At 58.4% G+C, this 16,956-nt stretch carries 21 protein-coding genes; 10 read left to right on the top strand and 11 right to left on the bottom strand.

The window, feature by feature from the left end:
• Positions 1 to 141: 141 nt before the first annotated feature.
• Together PH5382_RS20030 and PH5382_RS15400 are read right to left on the bottom strand one after the other, a co-directional pair.
• Complete coding sequence (locus tag PH5382_RS20030) at positions 142 to 288, bottom strand: hypothetical protein (RefSeq protein WP_197410056.1); 147 nt, start codon at positions 286 to 288, stop codon at positions 142 to 144.
• 2 nt (positions 289 to 290) lie between these two features.
• On the bottom strand, positions 291 to 1,010 hold the full coding sequence (locus tag PH5382_RS15400) for a response regulator (protein ID WP_058335278.1): 720 nt from the start codon (positions 1,008 to 1,010) through the stop codon (positions 291 to 293).
• Between the two features lie 228 nt (positions 1,011 to 1,238).
• Between PH5382_RS15400 and mce the strand changes: the two genes are divergently transcribed.
• Positions 1,239 to 1,643: a methylmalonyl-CoA epimerase gene (gene mce, locus PH5382_RS15395; RefSeq protein ID WP_058335277.1), complete on the top strand. Its 405-nt coding sequence runs from the start codon at positions 1,239 to 1,241 to the stop codon at positions 1,641 to 1,643.
• Between the two features lie 58 nt (positions 1,644 to 1,701).
• Complete coding sequence (locus tag PH5382_RS15390; protein ID WP_058335276.1) at positions 1,702 to 1,977, top strand: DUF1467 family protein; 276 nt, start codon at positions 1,702 to 1,704, stop codon at positions 1,975 to 1,977.
• Positions 1,978 to 2,031: 54 nt separating this feature from the next.
• On the opposite strand, the gene PH5382_RS15385 is transcribed toward PH5382_RS15390, so the two are convergent.
• Together PH5382_RS15385 and PH5382_RS15380 are read right to left on the bottom strand one after the other, a co-directional pair.
• Entirely contained in the window at positions 2,032 to 2,724 is a 693-nt protein-coding gene (locus PH5382_RS15385; protein WP_058335275.1) for an EI24 domain-containing protein, read from the bottom strand.
• Entirely contained in the window at positions 2,721 to 3,299 is a 579-nt protein-coding gene (locus tag PH5382_RS15380; protein ID WP_058335274.1) for a nitroreductase family protein, read from the bottom strand. Before PH5382_RS15380 ends, PH5382_RS15385 begins: the two co-directional genes overlap by 4 nt.
• A gap of 206 nt (positions 3,300 to 3,505) precedes the next feature.
• On the opposite strand from PH5382_RS15380, the gene PH5382_RS15375 reads away from it, so the two are divergent.
• Positions 3,506 to 3,784 carry a DUF167 domain-containing protein gene (locus tag PH5382_RS15375; protein WP_058335273.1) on the top strand — a complete coding sequence of 93 codons (279 nt, stop codon included), beginning with the start codon at positions 3,506 to 3,508 and terminating at the stop codon, positions 3,782 to 3,784.
• Positions 3,785 to 3,872: 88 nt separating this feature from the next.
• Here PH5382_RS15375 and PH5382_RS15370 read toward each other — a convergent pair whose 3' ends face one another.
• Complete coding sequence (locus PH5382_RS15370; RefSeq protein WP_058335272.1) at positions 3,873 to 4,112, bottom strand: hypothetical protein; 240 nt, start codon at positions 4,110 to 4,112, stop codon at positions 3,873 to 3,875.
• A 197-nt stretch (positions 4,113 to 4,309) separates the two neighbouring features.
• Here PH5382_RS15370 and PH5382_RS15365 point away from each other — a divergent pair, with 197 nt between their 5' ends.
• The 4 genes from PH5382_RS15365 to PH5382_RS15350 all read left to right on the top strand — a co-directional run bounded on the left by PH5382_RS15365 (position 4,310) and on the right by PH5382_RS15350 (position 6,332).
• Positions 4,310 to 5,044, top strand: a complete 735-nt coding sequence (locus PH5382_RS15365; protein ID WP_058335271.1) for a M48 family metalloprotease — start codon at positions 4,310 to 4,312, stop codon at positions 5,042 to 5,044.
• A 99-nt stretch (positions 5,045 to 5,143) separates the two neighbouring features.
• Positions 5,144 to 5,503, top strand: a complete 360-nt coding sequence (locus tag PH5382_RS15360) for a YigZ family protein (RefSeq protein ID WP_197410058.1) — start codon at positions 5,144 to 5,146, stop codon at positions 5,501 to 5,503.
• 127 nt (positions 5,504 to 5,630) lie between these two features.
• The gene (locus PH5382_RS15355) at positions 5,631 to 5,894 is read left to right on the top strand and encodes a DUF6455 family protein (RefSeq protein ID WP_197410055.1); all 264 of its coding nucleotides are present in this window, start codon (positions 5,631 to 5,633) and stop codon (positions 5,892 to 5,894) included.
• A gap of 126 nt (positions 5,895 to 6,020) precedes the next feature.
• Positions 6,021 to 6,332 (top strand): DUF6455 family protein, encoded by a 312-nt coding sequence (locus tag PH5382_RS15350; RefSeq protein WP_058335270.1) that lies wholly within the window; start codon positions 6,021 to 6,023, stop codon positions 6,330 to 6,332.
• 53 nt (positions 6,333 to 6,385) lie between these two features.
• Here PH5382_RS15350 and PH5382_RS15345 read toward each other — a convergent pair whose 3' ends face one another.
• Together PH5382_RS15345 and rimO are read right to left on the bottom strand one after the other, a co-directional pair.
• The gene (locus tag PH5382_RS15345; protein ID WP_058335269.1) at positions 6,386 to 6,631 is read right to left on the bottom strand and encodes a CDGSH iron-sulfur domain-containing protein; all 246 of its coding nucleotides are present in this window, start codon (positions 6,629 to 6,631) and stop codon (positions 6,386 to 6,388) included.
• A 228-nt stretch (positions 6,632 to 6,859) separates the two neighbouring features.
• The gene (gene rimO / locus PH5382_RS15340; RefSeq protein ID WP_058335268.1) at positions 6,860 to 8,272 is read right to left on the bottom strand and encodes a 30S ribosomal protein S12 methylthiotransferase RimO; all 1,413 of its coding nucleotides are present in this window, start codon (positions 8,270 to 8,272) and stop codon (positions 6,860 to 6,862) included.
• 169 nt (positions 8,273 to 8,441) lie between these two features.
• On the opposite strand from rimO, the gene PH5382_RS15335 reads away from it, so the two are divergent.
• Positions 8,442 to 10,376 (top strand): AsmA family protein, encoded by a 1,935-nt coding sequence (locus PH5382_RS15335; RefSeq protein ID WP_058335267.1) that lies wholly within the window; start codon positions 8,442 to 8,444, stop codon positions 10,374 to 10,376.
• 97 nt (positions 10,377 to 10,473) lie between these two features.
• On the opposite strand, the gene PH5382_RS15330 is transcribed toward PH5382_RS15335, so the two are convergent.
• From PH5382_RS15330 to PH5382_RS15315, 4 genes are read right to left on the bottom strand one after another with little or no spacing between them, the layout of a single operon-like run.
• Positions 10,474 to 11,970 carry a phosphomannomutase/phosphoglucomutase gene (locus tag PH5382_RS15330; protein WP_058335266.1) on the bottom strand — a complete coding sequence of 499 codons (1,497 nt, stop codon included), beginning with the start codon at positions 11,968 to 11,970 and terminating at the stop codon, positions 10,474 to 10,476.
• A gap of 19 nt (positions 11,971 to 11,989) precedes the next feature.
• On the bottom strand, positions 11,990 to 12,823 hold the full coding sequence (gene kdsA / locus PH5382_RS15325) for a 3-deoxy-8-phosphooctulonate synthase (protein WP_058335265.1): 834 nt from the start codon (positions 12,821 to 12,823) through the stop codon (positions 11,990 to 11,992).
• A 3-nt stretch (positions 12,824 to 12,826) separates the two neighbouring features.
• Positions 12,827 to 14,515 carry a KpsE/RkpR family capsule polysaccharide export protein gene (locus PH5382_RS15320; protein WP_058335264.1) on the bottom strand — a complete coding sequence of 563 codons (1,689 nt, stop codon included), beginning with the start codon at positions 14,513 to 14,515 and terminating at the stop codon, positions 12,827 to 12,829.
• Complete coding sequence (locus PH5382_RS15315; RefSeq protein WP_058335263.1) at positions 14,493 to 15,152, bottom strand: ABC transporter ATP-binding protein; 660 nt, start codon at positions 15,150 to 15,152, stop codon at positions 14,493 to 14,495. Before PH5382_RS15315 ends, PH5382_RS15320 begins: the two co-directional genes overlap by 23 nt.
• A gap of 328 nt (positions 15,153 to 15,480) precedes the next feature.
• Between PH5382_RS15315 and PH5382_RS15305 the strand changes: the two genes are divergently transcribed.
• Both PH5382_RS15305 and PH5382_RS15300 read left to right on the top strand, forming a co-directional pair.
• Positions 15,481 to 16,080 (top strand): uracil-DNA glycosylase family protein, encoded by a 600-nt coding sequence (locus PH5382_RS15305; protein ID WP_058335261.1) that lies wholly within the window; start codon positions 15,481 to 15,483, stop codon positions 16,078 to 16,080.
• Positions 16,077 to 16,868 (top strand): SseB family protein, encoded by a 792-nt coding sequence (locus tag PH5382_RS15300; protein WP_058335260.1) that lies wholly within the window; start codon positions 16,077 to 16,079, stop codon positions 16,866 to 16,868. The genes PH5382_RS15305 and PH5382_RS15300 overlap by 4 nt, the downstream gene beginning before the upstream one ends.
• The last annotated feature ends 88 nt before the right edge of the window (positions 16,869 to 16,956 follow it).

Here is a 16,956-nt window from a genome sequence, read left to right as displayed (position 1 = left end):
GTGATCACTGCAACGTAGTTTCTCACAGAACCGCTTTCTGCCCGGACTGGTTTCGCACGGCCAGCGGTCGGCTTTGTACAGGGTCCCGGCGTTGTAAAGGGTCACAGAGGTCGCGACCCCAGCGGGTATGTGATCACGCTGCTAGTGGTCGCGTGGATGAAGCAGCAGCGGCGACTGGGTAGCGCTGCTTTGGGCCAGGTTTCGACGAATTTCCCGCGCCGATTGGCGGGCTTGCAGATACAATACGATTGCCAGCGTTGCAGCAGCGATAAAAAAAATCTCAAGCATCGTCAGATCGCAATTTTCCGTTCCAAACGCTCTTGGAGAAGACCTGCGATCATCGCGGCATCGCTGGCGACGGGACGCCCTGCAGAGCAGGCTTCGGCCAGGTTTTCAGCAGCCTTGGCAAGCGACGAATCTCCGGCGCTGCGAGCGACACCGCCTAAGAACTGAGCGACATAGTCCAGATGCCCATCTGTCTGTGATTCATTCATAATATCAGCGGCATGGGCCATATCATCAAGGAAGGCCAGCGGGTCTGGCTCGACCGTCTCGTCGTTCAGTTGACGCGGGCCTGTGGGCTGGCGATCATCTGGCAGACGCGACAGAATTGCGTTCTGAAAGGCCGCCAAAGAGGTGATCGGTTTGGCAATGAAGCCGTCAGCTCCGGCCGCCATGGCGTTAGCCTCGACGTTTGCATCGCCGGAAATGGCAAGAACGACCCGCACCCGCGGAGATGAGGTGTTCATTTCCTCGATCAGGTCCAATCCTGAACCATCGGGCAGGCCGATATCTGTGATCACCACAGAAGGGCGATAGACCTGCAAGTGACGCCTGGCGGATTTTAGACAATCCGCGCGACGGATGCGTGCGCCACTGCGCAGACATAACAGGCGAAGGGCTTCACAGGCATAGCGACTGTCTTCGATGACCAGAATGGTCAGACCCAACAGCGGTCGGCGCGCGCTGGGTAGGCGGTGGGCGGCAGCAAACAATTCCGAATCGTCCATAACTCATACTCCTCTCGGGATACAAAGCGACGCTATGAATTCGAGGCTAATTACAGGTTAACAAGCCCGGGTTGTCGCAAGTGTCCGAACGGGAGGGCCGCAGATGGCCGCGAGACGACGCGAACCCTGCGTGAGAAACAGCCCTGGGCGCATTGGCGCACTTGCGTGGCAGGGCTGGCATCGCCAAAAAGGCCGCAACGAGAGTGTTTGCACAGGAGAAGTAAGATCATGATTGGCCGCCTGAACCATGTCGCCATTGCCGTCCCCGATCTGGAGGCCGCCTCGGCACAGTATCGCAACACTTTGGGAGCCAATGTCGGTGCTCCGCAGGATGAGCCGGATCACGGGGTCACGGTTGTTTTTATCGAGCTGCCCAATACCAAGATTGAGCTGCTGTATCCTTTGGGAGAGAATTCTCCGATCAACGGGTTTCTGGAAAAGAACCCGGCCGGTGGTATCCACCATATCTGCTATGAAGTAGATGACATTCTGGCGGCACGTGACCACCTGTTGGCCGAAGGCGCACGGGTCCTTGGCACGGGTGAGCCTAAGATCGGGGCCCACGGAAAGCCGGTTCTGTTCCTGCATCCCAAAGATTTCACCGGCTGCCTGGTGGAACTCGAACAGGTTTGAGGGTAGGCAGAACCCTGCTCCGATCCGGGGCAGGGTTTAGGCAGAAGGAAAGCGCACAATGGCAATCACATCCGGGCTGGTCCTGTTTTCTGTGATCTGGTTTCTGACCTTTCTGGTCATTCTGCCGATCCGTATCGAGACACAGGGCGACAAGGGCGAGATCGTGCCGGGAACCCATGCCGGCGCGCCCGAGAACCACTATCTCAAACAAAAGGCCTGGATCACCACGGGGGTTGCCTGCCTGCTTTGGATCGTGATCGCCGGGATTATCCTGTCGGGTGTGATCACCGTGAACGATTTTGACTGGTTTGACCGTCTGCCAGATCCGCAATAAATTGCAGTCCGGCCGCGCCCTTGCTGGCGCTTGGGGCGGCGTGCTTTCTTTTGCCTAACCTTGCCGCCAAAGCGCATGGAACAGGTGGGTAAAGGTCGCAGCACCCAGGATCGGGATGACCAGGTTGACCAACGGTAGCGACAGAGGCAGCGCCATCAGCGTGCCTGCCGCCCAGATTGTCGCCATGTGTTTGCGTCGCATCTTGCGGGCTTCTGCCAGACCTACGCGCCGGGCCGCCGCCAGTGTGAAATACTCGCGCCCCAGCAAAAATCCGTTCAGCCCCCAAAAGATAAAGGGTGCTGCCGGCGGAAAAATTACATAGAGCAGCAGCGCAAGAATATTCGCACCCAAAAGAACACCGAGAAAATTCACGGTGTCCTTGAGAGCAGCCCAAAGGGGTGTCGGGGTTACGGTCGGTAGATGCGGAAAATGCCTGTCTTCGACGGCCTGCGCCACCTCGTCCAGAAACATCGAGGTAATGGCCGATGCCACGGGGACCATCAGGAACATCGACAGGACCAGCATGAAGATCAGCGATCCCACTGACAAAAGATCGTCCAGCCAGGTGACTTCGCCGATATAGGGGAGCGTGACGGTGGCGCCTGTGAACCACTGGATCAGAAACAGGAAGGCAGCATAGGCCGCGATCAGCAGGGCAATGGTCAGGCCGACCCCCAGAAACAGCACCCTGCGAAAGCGCGGATCGCCGGTCTGGCCGAGGGTCTTGTAGAAGGCGTCAAGAATCATTTGTCCATCCATGTGGTCAATTGCGAAAGATCGGGGCGCGGTCGTTCTGGTGGCTTTGGCCCTTCGGTTGCAATGTGGATGATGCCGGCAATGCGTTCGTGACCTGCCATATCAAAGGCGGCCCGGCAAAATTCGGGATCATGGCTGGCCCAGCCAGAAAGCCAGTTGGCTCCCCATCCTGCAGCCAGTGCGGCATTGACCAAGGCCAGGCAGACCGCGCCGGCACTATAGGTCTGCTCGATCGCGGGGACTTTGGGGCTGTCTTTTTGCACTTCGATCACCACGACCGCGAGGTGCCCCAGCTCAAACTGGCTGCGCGCCTTGGTGATCTCCTCGGGTGATTTTCCCAGACGTGCTCCGGCCTGTGCTGCGAGATCAGCTAGCCGTTGCATGGCTCCGCGTTCGACCACGACAAATCGCCAGGGTTCCAGTTTGCCATGATCCGGGGTGCGGGCCGCAGCCGTCAAAAGCGGTAGCAACTCCGTGCGGCTGGGGGCCGGGGCGACCAGTGTCTTGGCAGGACGGGAGCGACGCGACAGAAGAAAATCCAGGGCTGCATCATTGCGTTGTGTCATATGTAAAGCCTTTTTACATTTATGCCGTAAACCTTGGCATCACGAAGGTGGTTTTCAAGTGTGAAAGGCCTGGCTGGTCGAATTTTTCCAACCTTCATTCGTCAGGTTGGAAAGCTGCGGGCATCGCTTGGGTCTGGCCGTGTTTATCCGTAGGAGCAGGCAAAAGTCTATGGTCAAGCAGGCCGGAACACGGCATCACTGCCGACATGGGGAAACTGAAAAAGAAAGATCTCCCGGATTTTGGCCATCTGGCGCAGCCTGGTACAGAGATCATGGTACGGGTGACGCCCAAAGCGGCGCGCAATGCGATCCTGGTCAACAAAGATGAGATCCAGATCACGGTGACGGAGGCGCCGGAGAACGGCAAGGCAACCGAGGCCGTGCGCCGCCTTTTGGCGCGGGCCATGGGCACGGCAACCTCCAATCTGGAACTGCGCCGTGGTGCCACCTCCCGAAATAAGGTGTTCGTTTATGTTGGCCTCTGAAATGAATGGTCCCTGAAACGAATGGCACCTGAAAGGGCTAGCGAATTGGATCCTGACAGCCAATTAGGCTGCAGTCACCCATTCCATTTCAGCCCTTTTCTGTGACCATGCGATACACGCCCTCTGGCAGGTCAAGAGCTGCCGCCAGATCCCGGACCTGGCTGAGAGAGAGGGTGATCTTTTGCACGCTGTCCGTTCTGGGGTCGAACTGTTCCACAGTGACGCATTCTGCAAATGCGTTCAGCACAACATCCTCCAGCAATGGCTTTTTGCCTTCGTCCACCAATGTGACGGTGGTGCAGTCAAATTCATGTTCGATGCTAAACATAGGCATAAGGGTGCCCGGTTTGTCAGGGACTTGCAAGGGGGGCGGGCAACGCAGGGCCAAAGCGGCGGGCCAACAGACCATGCCTGTGCCGACCTGTTAGCTATGGCACGCGTGTTACTGCCGTAACAACGAGTTGTGATTGAACAATCCATAGGTTGCAGCCTATTCTTGAGCAGTCATAGCCAGAGGAAGCCGCAATGCGCCGCCCGATTTCGAACCTTCTATTTGTCGCTACATCCGTGTTGCTGGCCGGCTGTGGGGTCTCGCTTGAGGTGCCGCCACAAAGCTCTGCGGTACCGGCTCCAGCGGCGCAGCGGGTCTCGGGGATGGCTCCGGTCGAGGCGCGACAGGCCTTTGGCGAAGTGACCCGGCGGGTTGAACCTGTCGCCGAACGCAGCTGCCGCGAGATGACAACCAATTTGAATTGCGATTTTCTCATCCGGATCGACCCGGACAGAAAGGCACCGCCCAATGCCTATCAAAGCTTGAGCAAGTCTGGCCGTCCGGTGATTACCTTTACGCAGTCGATGCTGGGGCAGATCGCCAATCGCGACGAGTTGGCCTTTGTGATGTCGCATGAAGCCGCCCATCACATCCGCGGCCATCTGGCACGCCAGCAACAAAACGCGGTGGCAGGGGCGGTTCTCCTGGCTGGATTGGCGAGCCTCGCTGGGGGCACGGCGGCGGATATTTCCAATGCGCAGGATCTAGGGGCCACGGTTGGCGCCCGCAGCTATTCCAAGGGCTTTGAGCTGGAAGCGGATGAGCTGGGTACCTTGATCACCCATAAAGCCGGCTATCGCCCCAGCGTCGGAATTCAGTTTTTCTATCGGCTGCCGGACCCCGGTGACCGTTTCCTTGGCACCCATCCCGCAAATCCTGACCGGGTGCGGGTGGTGCAGCAAGCCATAGACCGTTATGGCTTGAACTGACGCCAAAGCGCGCTTTGGGGAAGCTGCAGAAAGACGGATTGCCTGATCATGACTGGACGACCCAAGACCGATCCTACACCCGCGGTGAGCAAGCCCATGATGACCAAGCCCATGATGACCAAGCTTGGCGTGGTGCTGACGGATCGTGGCTCACGCTATGCGGTGACAGGGGCCAGTGTGCGGTCACGGGCCGAAGTTGACGCGGTACTAGCGGCGCTGAAAAGTGACCGTGCCTATGCCAAGGCCACCCACAATACCTGGGCGGCGATCCTGCCTACGGGTGGTTTGAAAGCCGATGATGGCGAAAGCGGTGCAGGCATGGTGATCCTGCGCATGCTGGAACGCGAAGGATTGAGCGATCACGTCATTATCGTCACGCGCTGGTATGGCGGCAAAAAGCTGGGCGGCGACCGTTTTCGCCGTGTGCAGGATGCCGTGCGCGCCTATCTGGAGCGATAGGGGCACCACCGGCCTCACCCTTGGATCCCACCCAAGTGAGCGTTGATCTGCATCAAGGCATTTTACCGCCTTTTTGGATAGGTTTTGCCGCAACACCCTGGTGCAATACACTGGCAGGAGAAGAGATTTGCGCGAAGCTTCGACACTCAAGACCCACGCGGCCCTGTTGGATGGTATGAGCAGTGCTTTGGGACTGGACCTGCAGGAGGAAGCCATCGCTGGCCGCCTGCAGTTTGATGAAATCTCCGAAGCTGTGCTGCGGTGTACCCGCTGTGCCCATCCGCAGCGGTGCAAAACCCAGCTGGCGCAGGCCTCTGTTGGAATGACGGCGCCGCCGGATTACTGCCGCAATCGCGATTTGTTGGACTACCTGCTGGAACAAAAAGCCTGACCCTGCTTTGGCCAGGCAGGGCAGGGTGTCACCCATAGTCGTCAGGCACGGGGAAGGGGTGTGCAGTGCTGGCCTGAGTAGGTCGCGCGTAACAGGTTGAGTAAACGGTGTAAAAGGTACTGAGTTATGGGGAATACAGCGCCGACCATTGGAGTTTCTCAAGGTGAGGTTGCTCCCAGAAGTCTTTTGGGGGATTTCAACCGGCACTTCTGGCAGCTGCGGTCGGTTGCAAGAGTGGCAGGTATCGATCTTGGCGAAGCGATGCGCGAAGGCCAGATCAGTGAGTCTGACTATGCGGCGATCGTGACACGCTGCCGTGGCGCCGGATGTGCGCAGGCCTGTGCCCAGTGGCTGGCTAACAGCTCTGGCGCACAGCGGGAGATCCCCGAATTCTGCGTCAACCGGGCTGAGCTGGAGCGCCTGCGCACCAATCGCTAGCGGCGGGGCAATGGCCTGTAGTCAGCCCCATGCCTGCGCGTAAGTCTGCGAGTCTACAGCCCGGAGTGGCTGCCATCGCAGAGCGGTTGCTTGGCGGAATGTTTACAGCCACAAAAGAACAGCTTTCCCGATTTCTCGGCGGTGTATTTCACCGGTGCAAAGGAGCTGCCCTTGTGGCTGCCGTCACAAAAGGGCTGTTTCTGGGACTTGCCGCAGGAACACCAGAAATAGCTTTTGCCTTCGGTGACCTCGACGGCATAGGGGCTTTTCTGGGCGATCACGGGAATCTCATCTGACATGGCTTGGGTCTCTCCCTGGCTGGTTGCAATGGGGAGAGCGTAGCAGGATTTAGCTCACAAAGCCTATCGGGCGTAGACTGTGCCCGACCCTCCCGTCAAACCTTAGGTTTGCCTCCGGCAAAAGGGGAAGGCGCTTTCGCTCCCTCCCCTCGGTCCGGGCTGGATGGCGTGCTTCAAATACCGTCAGGGCTGAAGGGCTGAAGGGCTTGGGGGCGTAGGGGCCTCGGATTACTCCGGCGTGGCCAGTTTCCCCCAGAGGTCATAATCCCCGGCCTCATCGACCTCGACGGTGACCAGATCTCCGACGGATAGCTGCCCGGTGCCCTCGTCAATGAACAGGTTGCCGTCGATCTCTGGCGCGTCGGCCTTGGTGCGGCAGGTGGCGATGCCGTCTTCGTCGATGTCATCGACAATGACCTGCATGGTCTGGCCGACCTTTGCCTGCAGTTTGGCCTCGGAAATGGCCTGTGCCTTTTCCATGAAGCGTTCCCAGCGGTCCTGCTTGACTTCTTCGGCCACATGATCGGGCAGGGCGTTGGACCGTGCGCCATCGACGTTTTCATATTTGAAGCAGCCGACCCGATCCAGCTGCGCCTCATCCATCCAGTCCAGCAGATGCTGGAATTCAGCCTCGCTCTCCCCCGGATAGCCGACGATAAAGGTGGAGCGCAGGGTGATGTCCGGGCAGGTGGCGCGCCAGGCGGCGATCTCATCCAGGGTCTTGGCACCTGCAGCAGGGCGGGCCATGCGTTTCAACACGTCCGGGTGCGAATGCTGGAAGGGGATATCCATGTAGGGCAGCAGCGCGTTGTCGGGATCCGCCATCAGCGGGATCAACTCGCGCACATGCGGATAGGGGTAGACATAGTGCAGCCGCACCCACAGCTCATCCGCCGGGGCCAGTTTGCCCAGCTCACGCGACAGATCCAGGATATGGCTGCGCACCTCACCATCTTGCCAGGGGTTCATGTCATATTTGCGATCCAGCCCATAGGCAGAGGTGTCCTGGCTGATCACCAGCAGTTCGCGCACGCCTGCCTGAACCAGCTTGTCGGCCTCGCGCAGGACCGCATGTGCGGGGCGCGAGGCAAGACGGCCTCGCATATCAGGGATGATGCAGAACTTGCACTTGTGATTGCAGCCTTCCGAGATCTTCAGATAGCTGAAATGGCGCGGGGTCAGCTGCACGCCAGTGGCGGGCAACAGATCAATAAAGGGGTTCGGGTCTGCAGGAACGGCGGCATGTACGGCGTCCAGCACCTGCTCATATTGATGCGGTCCGGTGACGGCGAGAATATTGGGGTGATGTTCGCGGATGTAGTCCGGCTCGGCCCCTAGACAGCCGGTGACGATAACCTTGCCGTTTTCCTTCAGTGCTTCGCCAATAGCATCGAGGCTTTCGGCCTTGGCGCTGTCGAGAAAACCGCAGGTGTTGACGATCACCGCATCTGCGCCTGCGTAGTCCGGCGAGATGCCGTAGCCTTCGGCGCGCAGACGGGTCAGGATACGCTCACTGTCTACCAGTGCTTTTGGACACCCCAAAGAGACCATGCCAAGGGTTGGCTGGTCAGGGCGGGCACCGTCTCCCAACAGGGGTTTCGGGGCGAGGTCGGGGCGGAGTTCTGGCGGATTGCTGGTCATAGCAGCGCATATAGTATGCGCGCGGGTATTTTGGAATGGAGGATTTTGGCAGCGTGACTGCTCCAAATGACATGTTCCGTTTGAAAGGACGCTATTTTTGCCAGGGTTGTGCCATTGCGCCCGGCAGTACTTGCGCTAATCTGTTAGAAACAAAGGGCAGGAGCAAATGATGCGGCTGATACTACGGGTGATAAGCGCACTGTTTTTTACGCTGGCGGTTTTGATCGGGTTGGTGTTCTTGCTGCCCGGGGAAAAGGTCGCAGCGCTTGCGGCTGATCAGATTGAGGCTCAGACCGGGCGCAAGCTGACATTCCACGGCAAGGTGCGGTTTACGCTTTGGCCTGTTCTTGGGGTCAAATCCGACAGGGTAACGCTGTCCAATGCAGATTGGGCCGGCGCGGCGCCATTGCTGACGGCTGAACGCCTGTCAATCGGGATTGCACCTGGGGATCTGCTACAGGGCAAAGTTCGCGTGACCGAGGTGTCTGCGGTGCTGCCGCATCTCAACCTGTCAGAGCGCGAAGACGGGCTGGGCAACTGGGTGTTGGAAGGGCCGACCGATGCAGCCGCCACAGAGGTGGTTCCGGCGGAAATTCAGGATGCAGTGCTGCCCATCAGTATCGAAAAGCTGACCCTGACAGGGGCTTCGTTGCGCTATAGCCCCTATGGGGGCGATGTGGTTGAGATGTCCTCGATCGATATGGTGCTGCAATGGCCGGATCCCAGTGGCACGGTGAATGTGGACCTGACGGTGCGCCCGGCAGGAGAGCCGGTTGAAATCAAGGCTGAGGTCGGAACTTTTGCAGATTTCCTGGCTGGTGAGGTGGCCTCGGTTGGAGCCTCGGTGGAGGCTAAAGGCGGCTTTCTGCGTTTTGATGGTCGGGCCGATCTTGCGGGTGCCGCTTCAGGCCGTATCACAGCCAAGACCACTGATACAGCTGGGCTTTTGGGTGCCTTTGGGCAGACTGGCCTGTCTTTGCCCAAGGGATTGGGGCAGCAGATGACGGTTGGGGCCGACGCGACCTATACGCCTGATGGGCGCTTGGCTTTGCGGGATTTGGCGCTGAATCTCGATGGCAATGCTTTGGAAGGCGCCGTGGATATAACCCTCGCTGAGGTGCCGCAATTTGCAGTTCAACTGAAGGCCAAGGAATTGCATGTGCCGGGGCTGGAAGAGGCTACGGGATCGGGGGCTTCGGCTGGCACAACCAGTGCATCTGGTTGGTCTAAGGAGCCCATTGATGCCTCGGCTCTGGCACTGGCAAACGGCACGGCGGTGCTGAGCTTTGATCGTCTGGTTGCGGGCGGGTATGACCTGGGCGCAAGTCGTCTTTCGCTCAGTTTGGATCGCGCCCGTGCGGTGCTGAAACTGCAACCGGCCGCCGTGTTTGGCGGCAGTGTCGAAGGTCAGGTGGTAGCCAATAATCGCAAGGGGCTCTCGGTTGGGGGTAAACTGGCCTACAATGGGATCCGTCTTGAGCAGGCACTGGGGCAGATGGCAGGCTATGACCGTCTGAACGGTGAGGCCCTGGGAGAGCTGGAATACCTGGCCTCTGGCAATTCGCTGGATGCGATCATGCACAGCCTCTCTGGCAAGGGCTGGGTTGAGGTCGGCAAAGGCTTTTTCTCAGGCTTTGACCTGGAAGCTCTGATGCGGTCGGGGCAGGGCAACGGCGGTAGCACCGTTTTTGACCAGCTCACCGGTAGCTTTACTCTGGCCAAGGGCAACCTTCAGAATGAGGATCTTCTGATCACGCTCAAGGGCATTCGCGTTGACGGGGCCGGTCGCATTGGCCTCGGGGCGCAGGATCTCGACTATCTGTTTACACCGACGATTTCGGGGGTGAACGGTTCTGCCGGCCTGTCCATACCAGTAGCCGTCACAGGCCCTTGGGCGGATCCCAAAATCCGGCCCGATCTGAAACGGGCGCTGCAGCCCGAGATCGACGCCGTTGAGCAGGACCTAAAGGACCGCGCCCGACAGAAGTTGAGCGAGGAGCTGGAGACCGAGATCGCGCCCGAGCAGGACCTGAACGAGGTCATTCGTGACCGGATCGAACAGGAAGCCAAAGACCAGTTGCTGCGCCTTTTGCAGGGCAATTGATTTCGGCGTTATCGCCCTTGGAATAGCTGATCCGCACAAAAGGAAGGCCCGCCAGATGGCGGGCCTTCCTTGTTTGAAAACTGATCAATAAGACCTGTCAGATCGTTTGGTCGTAGTCGCCGACCAATGGTTCGGTGCGAATGACCGCATCAATATCAGCAAAGATGGCGCGCATCTCTGCTTCGCTGTCGGAGCTTTCGCAGACCACCACCAGGTTTGGTGTGTTGGACGAGGCGCGCACCAGCCCCCAGGAGCCATTATCAAGAATGACGCGGGCACCGTTCACGGTCACGACTTCCTTGATGGCGCGGCCCGCCAGTTGCTCGCCCGCCTCGTGTTTGGCGACCAGTTTTGCGACCAGACGCTCCAGCACGGTATATTTTTCGGTGTCGGCGCAATAGGGCGACATGGTCGGGGTCGACCAGGTCTTGGGCAGTGCCTTGCGCAGATCCGACATCGACATGTCCGGGTTGCGCTCCATCAGTTTGCAGATCTCAACCGCGACGCGCATGCCGCAGTCGTAGCCCCGCCCCACAGGTTCCGCGAGGAAGTAGTGGCCGGATTTCTCAAAACCCGCCAATGCGCCAATTTCCTTCACACGCCGTTTCATATGGCTGTGGCCGGTTTTCCAATAGTCTGCTGTCACCCCATTTTTGATCAGCTCGGGGTCCGAGGCAAACAATCCGGTGGATTTCACATCCGCCACAAAGGTCGCATTGGGATAAATTTTGCTGAGATCGCGCGCCATGATGACGCCCACCTTATCGGCAAAGATCTCTTCGCCCTCATCATCGACCACGCCACAGCGGTCGCCATCGCCATCAAAGCCAAGCGCCATGTCAGCGCCCGAGGCTTTGACGCTGGCTGACATGTCATGCAGCATTTCCATCGCTTCAGGGTTGGGATTGTAGTGGGGGAAGGTATAGTCCAGCTCATTGTGGCTGGGCACAACTTCGACGCCGATACGTTCAAACAGTTCCGGCCCAAAGGCCGAAGCCGTGCCATTGCCGGTGGCGCAGACGACCTTGAGCTTGCGAGTCATTTTGAAATCACCGACGAGATCGTCGAGATAGGCCTCCTTGACGCCATCGACAAACTCGTATGAGCCGCCGGGACGGGTCTCGGTTTCGCCGTTCAACACGATGTCGCGCAGTTCCGACATTTCATCGGGGCCGTGGGTCAGCGGGCGTTCAAAGCCCATTTTGACGCCAGTCCAGCCGTTGGGGTTGTGGCTGGCGGTGACCATGGCCACGGCGGGGACATCGAGATGGAACTGGGCAAAATAGGCCATTGGCGACACGGCCGGGCCGATATCTTTGACCTGAATACCCGCCTGCATAAGGCCCAGGATCAGCGCCTGTTTGATCGCCAGAGAATAGTCGCGGTAGTCGTTTGCGACCGCAATCACCGGCGGGATGCCACGGCGGTGCATCTGGGTGCCCAGCCCCAGACCCAGCGCGGTCATGCCGGGCAGGTTGATTTCTTCGGGGTATTTCCAGCGGGCGTCATATTCGCGAAAACCCGTAGGGGTAATCATCGGGTCACGCAGAAAATTCCAGGTGTTTGGCTGCACCGGAGAGCTTGGTTTGATCATTGTAAGAATTCCTTGGGGCTCAAATCTTAATCGGATTTTCTTTGGCTAAGGTATCAAAAGCCATCAGGGTCTCGATCAGTTTTGGCATCTGGTCTAGATAGATCATGTTGGGGCCATCACAGGGGGCATTGTCAGGGTCTTCATGAGTTTCCATAAAGACCGAAGCGATGCCGGTCGCGACGGCTGCGCGGGCCAGAACCGGTGCAAATTCCCGTTGCCCACCAGAGGCACCACCCAGGCCACCGGGCTGTGCCACGGCATGTGTTGCATCCATCACCACCGGGTAGCCGGTGCGGGCCATCTCAGGCAGGCTTTGCATGTCGACAACCAGGCGGTTGTAGCCAAAAGAAACGCCACGTTCGGTGAGCATGATCCGCTCGTTGCCGGTGCTTTCGATCTTGGCCACTACATTTGGCATATCCCAAGGGGCTAGGAACTGTCCTTTTTTGACATTGATCACCGCGCCAGTGCGGCCAGCCGCAAGCAGAAGCGAGGTCTGGCGGCACAGAAAGGCGGGGATCTGCATAATGTCGACCACAGCCGCGACTGGGTCGCATTGATCGGCTTCATGGATATCGGTCAGCACGGGAACTCCGATACTGTCCTTTACGGATTGCAAAACCGCCAGCCCCTTGTCCAGACCGAGTGCCGGTTTGGCATTTATAGAAGTGCGGTTGGCCTTGTCAAAAGAGCCCTTGAATACAAACTGCGCCCCGACCTTGTCGCAGGCCTCTTTCAGGGTGCCTGCGATCATTTGGGCGTGATCTGCGCTTTCCAGCTGGCAGGGGCCGGCAAGAATGGTCAGAGGGCGATCATTGCCGATATTGAGGTCGGCGACTTGGATGTTTTTCATGACTTACGATGAAACCTGTTCCCGGAGAATGGAGGCTGTGAGCGAACACATCAGGTAGATACCGGAAAAGATCAAGAATGCCAAAATCGTATTTTCGAACTTGCGCGGATAGGTGGCTTCCTCGCTGGCGACAGGGGCTACGGCGGTGGTCAGATAGCGTACCTGCCGGTTGGCCTCCATACGGGTGGATTCCACTTGCTGCAAAGCCGATTGCAGCATCAGATCACGGGTCGCTAGATCGGCCTGGGCCATCTGAATTTGCACCCGATGATTGGCAAGCGAGTTTTCGCCGGCCGAGGCGTCTGTCATACGGTTGTTTAGGCGCTGGATCACGCCATTCAGGCGGCTGATATCTGCAGTGGTGCCGTCAACCTTGGCGCGGTTGGGGCGGGCATTGTCCAGCAGGGCGGCCAGCTCCAACTCCTTTTGTTGCAGCTGGATCTCGAATGTATTGATCTGCGAGCGCAGCGAGACGATCACGCCTTCTGGATCGAGAACCATACCTTTCTGCTGCAGGTGCACCAGGCGTTCCTGCGCAGTTCGGCGTTTTCCCTCGGCCAACTCCAAAGCAGCTTCGGCTTCGCCAACCTGGTCGGCCCGCTTTTGCTCCGAAAGGCTGTTCACCTCTTCCTGGGCATAGGAGATCAGGCGTCGGGAGAATTCGGCGGAGACTTCGGGATCAGCTGCGGAGACTTCCATGCGGACGACGCCTTCGGTCGGATCATAGCCAATTTTTACGTTGCGCGAATAGACTTTATAGGCTTCTTCATTGGTCGCATCAGGTTCCAGTCTCTGGATCGGGTCGATCCAGCCTTGGGCGAAATGCGAGGTGAAACCAATGTCATCGTCAAGGCGCAGCATCGCGACTTTGGATTGCAAAAAGCCCTGTACGGCGATGGAATCCTGACTGGTGGCAAACTGGGTGCCGCTCAGCAGCCCGCTGACCGCACCGGCGCCATCCGCCTTGAGCACCAGGAATTCTGACTTGGTGGCATACATCGGCGTGGCCACGGCGTAGAAAAAATATCCAGTGATAATGGTGGGAAGCATGACAAAAAACGCCAGCCGTCCCAGCAACAAGGTCAGTTTGCGCCGCCGCCGAGCGGCGATGTCACGCTGAATTTCGCGGATTTCGCGATTGCGACGTTCGGCCGGGCTAAGTTCCGTGGATGGCAGGTTGGTCTTTGCTGCAGGAACTGTCTGCGGCAAGTGAACCGGGTCACCGGGCTTTGGAATGCCGTCGGGACGGGCCTTGTTATGGGGAACGACCAATTCCAGCATATTTGCCCGTTTGAAAGGATCGATACCCTTTTCGCGAAGCAGTCTGACAGCATCAAAATCAGAGGTGGCAGGAAGGCCATTCTTTTGAGCGACGCGTCGGGCCATACGCAACTGGCGCCCGGTCAGCCCTTCTTTGCGAATCGCGTCGATGTCGGTTTCAAGTTTGGTTTCGCGGGCCGAACTGACCTGTCCTGTCAGCGGGGTGCGCGCGTCGGTCTGTGGTGCATTGGGGTCTGCCTGCGGGCTGCCATTTTGCGGCCCAGCTGCTGGCGGAGAGGTCGAGGCACTGGCCGCGCTGGCACTGCTATCGGCCGCAGGCGCAGGCACGGCGCGGGCCGTGTCCGAAGCCTTGTCGGGGGTCGCCGGGTTGCGGCGAATTCTGAATTTTTTAGCCTTGGGTTTGGTAGTCATAGAGCTGTTTCGCTTCTTCCAAGGTTTCAAACATGTTCAACTGGCCGTCTATCAGGACTGCTGCGGAACGGGCAAATTTTTCCAGTGTCTTGGCCTGATGCGAGACGATGATGATCGTTGTCGTCTGCAGACGCTCCTGCAAGATCGCACCGGCTTTCTTATTAAACTCGACATCTGTTGTGCTGGGCATGCCCTCGTCGATCAAGTAGACGTCAAAATCCAGCGCCAGCATCAAAGAGAAGCTGAAACGCGACCGCATACCCGAAGAGTAAGTGCCCAGTGGCTGGTCGAAATATTCGCCCAGACCACAGAGCCAGCGGCAGTAGGCTTCGACATAATCGGGGTCCAGGCCGTAAAGGTTCGCGATGTAGCGACAATTGGCCTGGGCAGAAAGGCGGCTGACAACGCCGCCCATGAACCCCAGCGGAAAGGAAATCTTGCAGCCGCGGCGGATTTCACCTTCGTCCGGTTTTTCGAGCCCGGCCATCATATTGATCAAGGTGGTCTTGCCGGTGCCGTTTGGGGCCAGAATGCCTAGGGATTTACCGAGTTCAACACGAAAGGACACCCGGTCAAGAATGACCTTGTGCTGGGTCCCCGTCCAAAAGGACTTGCTGACGTTTTCAAACTCAAGCATCGCTTGTTCCGGTTTTGCCTGTTTTGCCCTTGGGCCCCTTTACGATGGGCTCTTGGGGCGACGGTTTCTTGGTTACGTGTGGCTTCTTGAAGAAAGCCATGTCTGCCATATCTCAGGATTATCCCAAGAATGTTAAGGGTATGGGCCTCGATTTGGGCTTTATTATGTCGAATTATGGCATAAATTTTCAACGGATCATTAACCTTTTGAACGGATCCGCCTTCAGGTGCAAACGGAAACAAAACTCGCTTAAGCTTAGCATTTGTATTTACTGGGGAAACAATATCGGTCTCGCAGTTGAGCGCGGGAAAGGGGGAGCAGGACGCGGATGAGTGAGACTGACATCAAAAAACTGCGCGCGGAGGTTTTGGCGTGTGAGCTATGTGCCGCGCGATTTGCCGCGACCGAAACCAGGCACCAACCGCGCCCGGTGGCCTGGTTTTCCAGCTCAGCCCGCATCCTGATTGCCGGGCAGGCACCAGGTCTGAGGGTGCACAAGAGCGGCAAGCCCTTTACAGATCCTTCGGGGGACAGGCTGCGGGACTGGCTCGGCCTGTCAGAAGAGCAGTTCTATGATCAGGACCGGGTGGCAATTGTTCCCATGGCTTTTTGCTTTCCTGGCTACAATGCCAAGAAATCCGATCTGCCACCGCCACCGATTTGTGCCAGAACCTGGCATGACCGGGTGATGCGCGGGCTGAAGAATATCGAACTGACCGTGCTGGTTGGCGGGCATGCCCACGGGTTTCATCTGGGGGGGAAGATGCCGGTTAACCAAAGGGTGCAAGCCTGGCGAGACCATGCGCCGCGTGTCTTTCCCTTGCCTCATCCGTCTTGGCGCAATACCGGGTGGTTGAAACGAAACCCCTGGTTCGAAGCCGAGCTGCTGCCGGTGTTGCGCGGGCGGGTAAAGGAGTTGATGGAATGACGGAACAGACACCTTTGGATCAGGCCCATGCAGCCATGCAGGCCGCGCCGGACGATGATGCGGCACGCCTGCGGTTCTATGAGCGTCTTGCTGATAGCGAAATGTTCCTGATGCTTAGCCGCGAAGCGGAAGGGGATCAGATCAGCCCGGAGCTGTTTGAAACACCAGAGGGCCGTTTCGTGCTGGTCTTTGACCGCGAAGAACGATTGGCACAGTTTGCCGGGCGCGCGGTTCCCTATGCAGGGCTGGCGGGGCGCGGCATCGTTGAAATGCTGGCGGGGCAGGGCATTGGCCTAGGGGTGAACCTTGAGGTGGCATCTTCGTCGGCGCTGTTGCCCGCAGAGGCCGTCAGCTGGCTGCATGACACGCTGCAGAATGCGCCGGATCAGGTTGAGGCGGCGATCGAAGAGCTGTTGCCCCCGGCTGGATTGCCAGAGGTGCTGCTGACAGCGCTGGATGCCAAGCTTGCGACAGCAGTTGGCCTGGCAGAGGGGGCCTATCTTGTGGCGCTGCGCTATCAGGGCGGTGGGCAGGGGCATCTTCTGGGTTTTGTCGGGGCAAAACCCGAGGCGGAAGGCGCGCTGGCCAAAGCTGTGAGCGAGGCGCTGACATTTTCCGGGATTGAGGCGGGAGCGCTGGACGTTGGGTTCTTTGCCGCTGCGGATGCGATGGCCGCCAGTCTGGCCCGCGTAGGCCTGCGGTTCGATCTGCCAAAGCCGCAAGAGCCAAAACTGTATCAGCCGCAAATTCCGGGAAGTGACCCAGACAAGCCGCCCCTGTTAAAGTAGGTATGCCGAGGCCGGTTGCGGGCCGTAGCCGTAACTGGGTGGATACACATACATACTGATCGGTACTGTCGGGTTGATCGGTACTGTC

The organism is Phaeobacter sp. CECT 5382, assembly GCF_001457775.1.
In the GTDB taxonomy this organism is placed as follows: Bacteria; Pseudomonadota; Alphaproteobacteria; order Rhodobacterales; family Rhodobacteraceae; genus Pseudophaeobacter.
This window is presented reverse-complemented; position numbering and strand designations above follow the sequence as displayed.

Excerpts from the sequence above, each read along its gene's own strand:
- PH5382_RS20030 (WP_197410056.1), bottom strand. The coding sequence starts at position 288 with ATGCTTGAGATTTTTTTTATCGCTGCTGCAACGCTGGCAATCGTATTG.
- PH5382_RS15400 (WP_058335278.1), bottom strand. The coding sequence starts at position 1,010 with ATGGACGATTCGGAATTGTTTGCTGCCGCCCACCGCCTACCCAGCGCG.
- mce (WP_058335277.1), top strand. The coding sequence starts at position 1,239 with ATGATTGGCCGCCTGAACCATGTCGCCATTGCCGTCCCCGATCTGGAG.
- PH5382_RS15390 (WP_058335276.1), top strand. The coding sequence starts at position 1,702 with ATGGCAATCACATCCGGGCTGGTCCTGTTTTCTGTGATCTGGTTTCTG.
- PH5382_RS15385 (WP_058335275.1), bottom strand. The coding sequence starts at position 2,724 with ATGATTCTTGACGCCTTCTACAAGACCCTCGGCCAGACCGGCGATCCG.
- PH5382_RS15380 (WP_058335274.1), bottom strand. The coding sequence starts at position 3,299 with ATGACACAACGCAATGATGCAGCCCTGGATTTTCTTCTGTCGCGTCGC.
- PH5382_RS15375 (WP_058335273.1), top strand. The coding sequence starts at position 3,506 with ATGGGGAAACTGAAAAAGAAAGATCTCCCGGATTTTGGCCATCTGGCG.
- PH5382_RS15370 (WP_058335272.1), bottom strand. The coding sequence starts at position 4,112 with ATGTTTAGCATCGAACATGAATTTGACTGCACCACCGTCACATTGGTG.
- PH5382_RS15365 (WP_058335271.1), top strand. The coding sequence starts at position 4,310 with ATGCGCCGCCCGATTTCGAACCTTCTATTTGTCGCTACATCCGTGTTG.
- PH5382_RS15360 (WP_197410058.1), top strand. The coding sequence starts at position 5,144 with ATGACCAAGCCCATGATGACCAAGCTTGGCGTGGTGCTGACGGATCGT.
- PH5382_RS15350 (WP_058335270.1), top strand. The coding sequence starts at position 6,021 with ATGGGGAATACAGCGCCGACCATTGGAGTTTCTCAAGGTGAGGTTGCT.
- PH5382_RS15345 (WP_058335269.1), bottom strand. The coding sequence starts at position 6,631 with ATGTCAGATGAGATTCCCGTGATCGCCCAGAAAAGCCCCTATGCCGTC.
- rimO (WP_058335268.1), bottom strand. The coding sequence starts at position 8,272 with ATGACCAGCAATCCGCCAGAACTCCGCCCCGACCTCGCCCCGAAACCC.
- PH5382_RS15335 (WP_058335267.1), top strand. The coding sequence starts at position 8,442 with ATGCGGCTGATACTACGGGTGATAAGCGCACTGTTTTTTACGCTGGCG.
- PH5382_RS15330 (WP_058335266.1), bottom strand. The coding sequence starts at position 11,970 with ATGATCAAACCAAGCTCTCCGGTGCAGCCAAACACCTGGAATTTTCTG.
- kdsA (WP_058335265.1), bottom strand. The coding sequence starts at position 12,823 with ATGAAAAACATCCAAGTCGCCGACCTCAATATCGGCAATGATCGCCCT.
- PH5382_RS15320 (WP_058335264.1), bottom strand. The coding sequence starts at position 14,515 with ATGACTACCAAACCCAAGGCTAAAAAATTCAGAATTCGCCGCAACCCG.
- PH5382_RS15315 (WP_058335263.1), bottom strand. The coding sequence starts at position 15,152 with ATGCTTGAGTTTGAAAACGTCAGCAAGTCCTTTTGGACGGGGACCCAG.
- PH5382_RS15305 (WP_058335261.1), top strand. The coding sequence starts at position 15,481 with ATGAGTGAGACTGACATCAAAAAACTGCGCGCGGAGGTTTTGGCGTGT.
- PH5382_RS15300 (WP_058335260.1), top strand. The coding sequence starts at position 16,077 with ATGACGGAACAGACACCTTTGGATCAGGCCCATGCAGCCATGCAGGCC.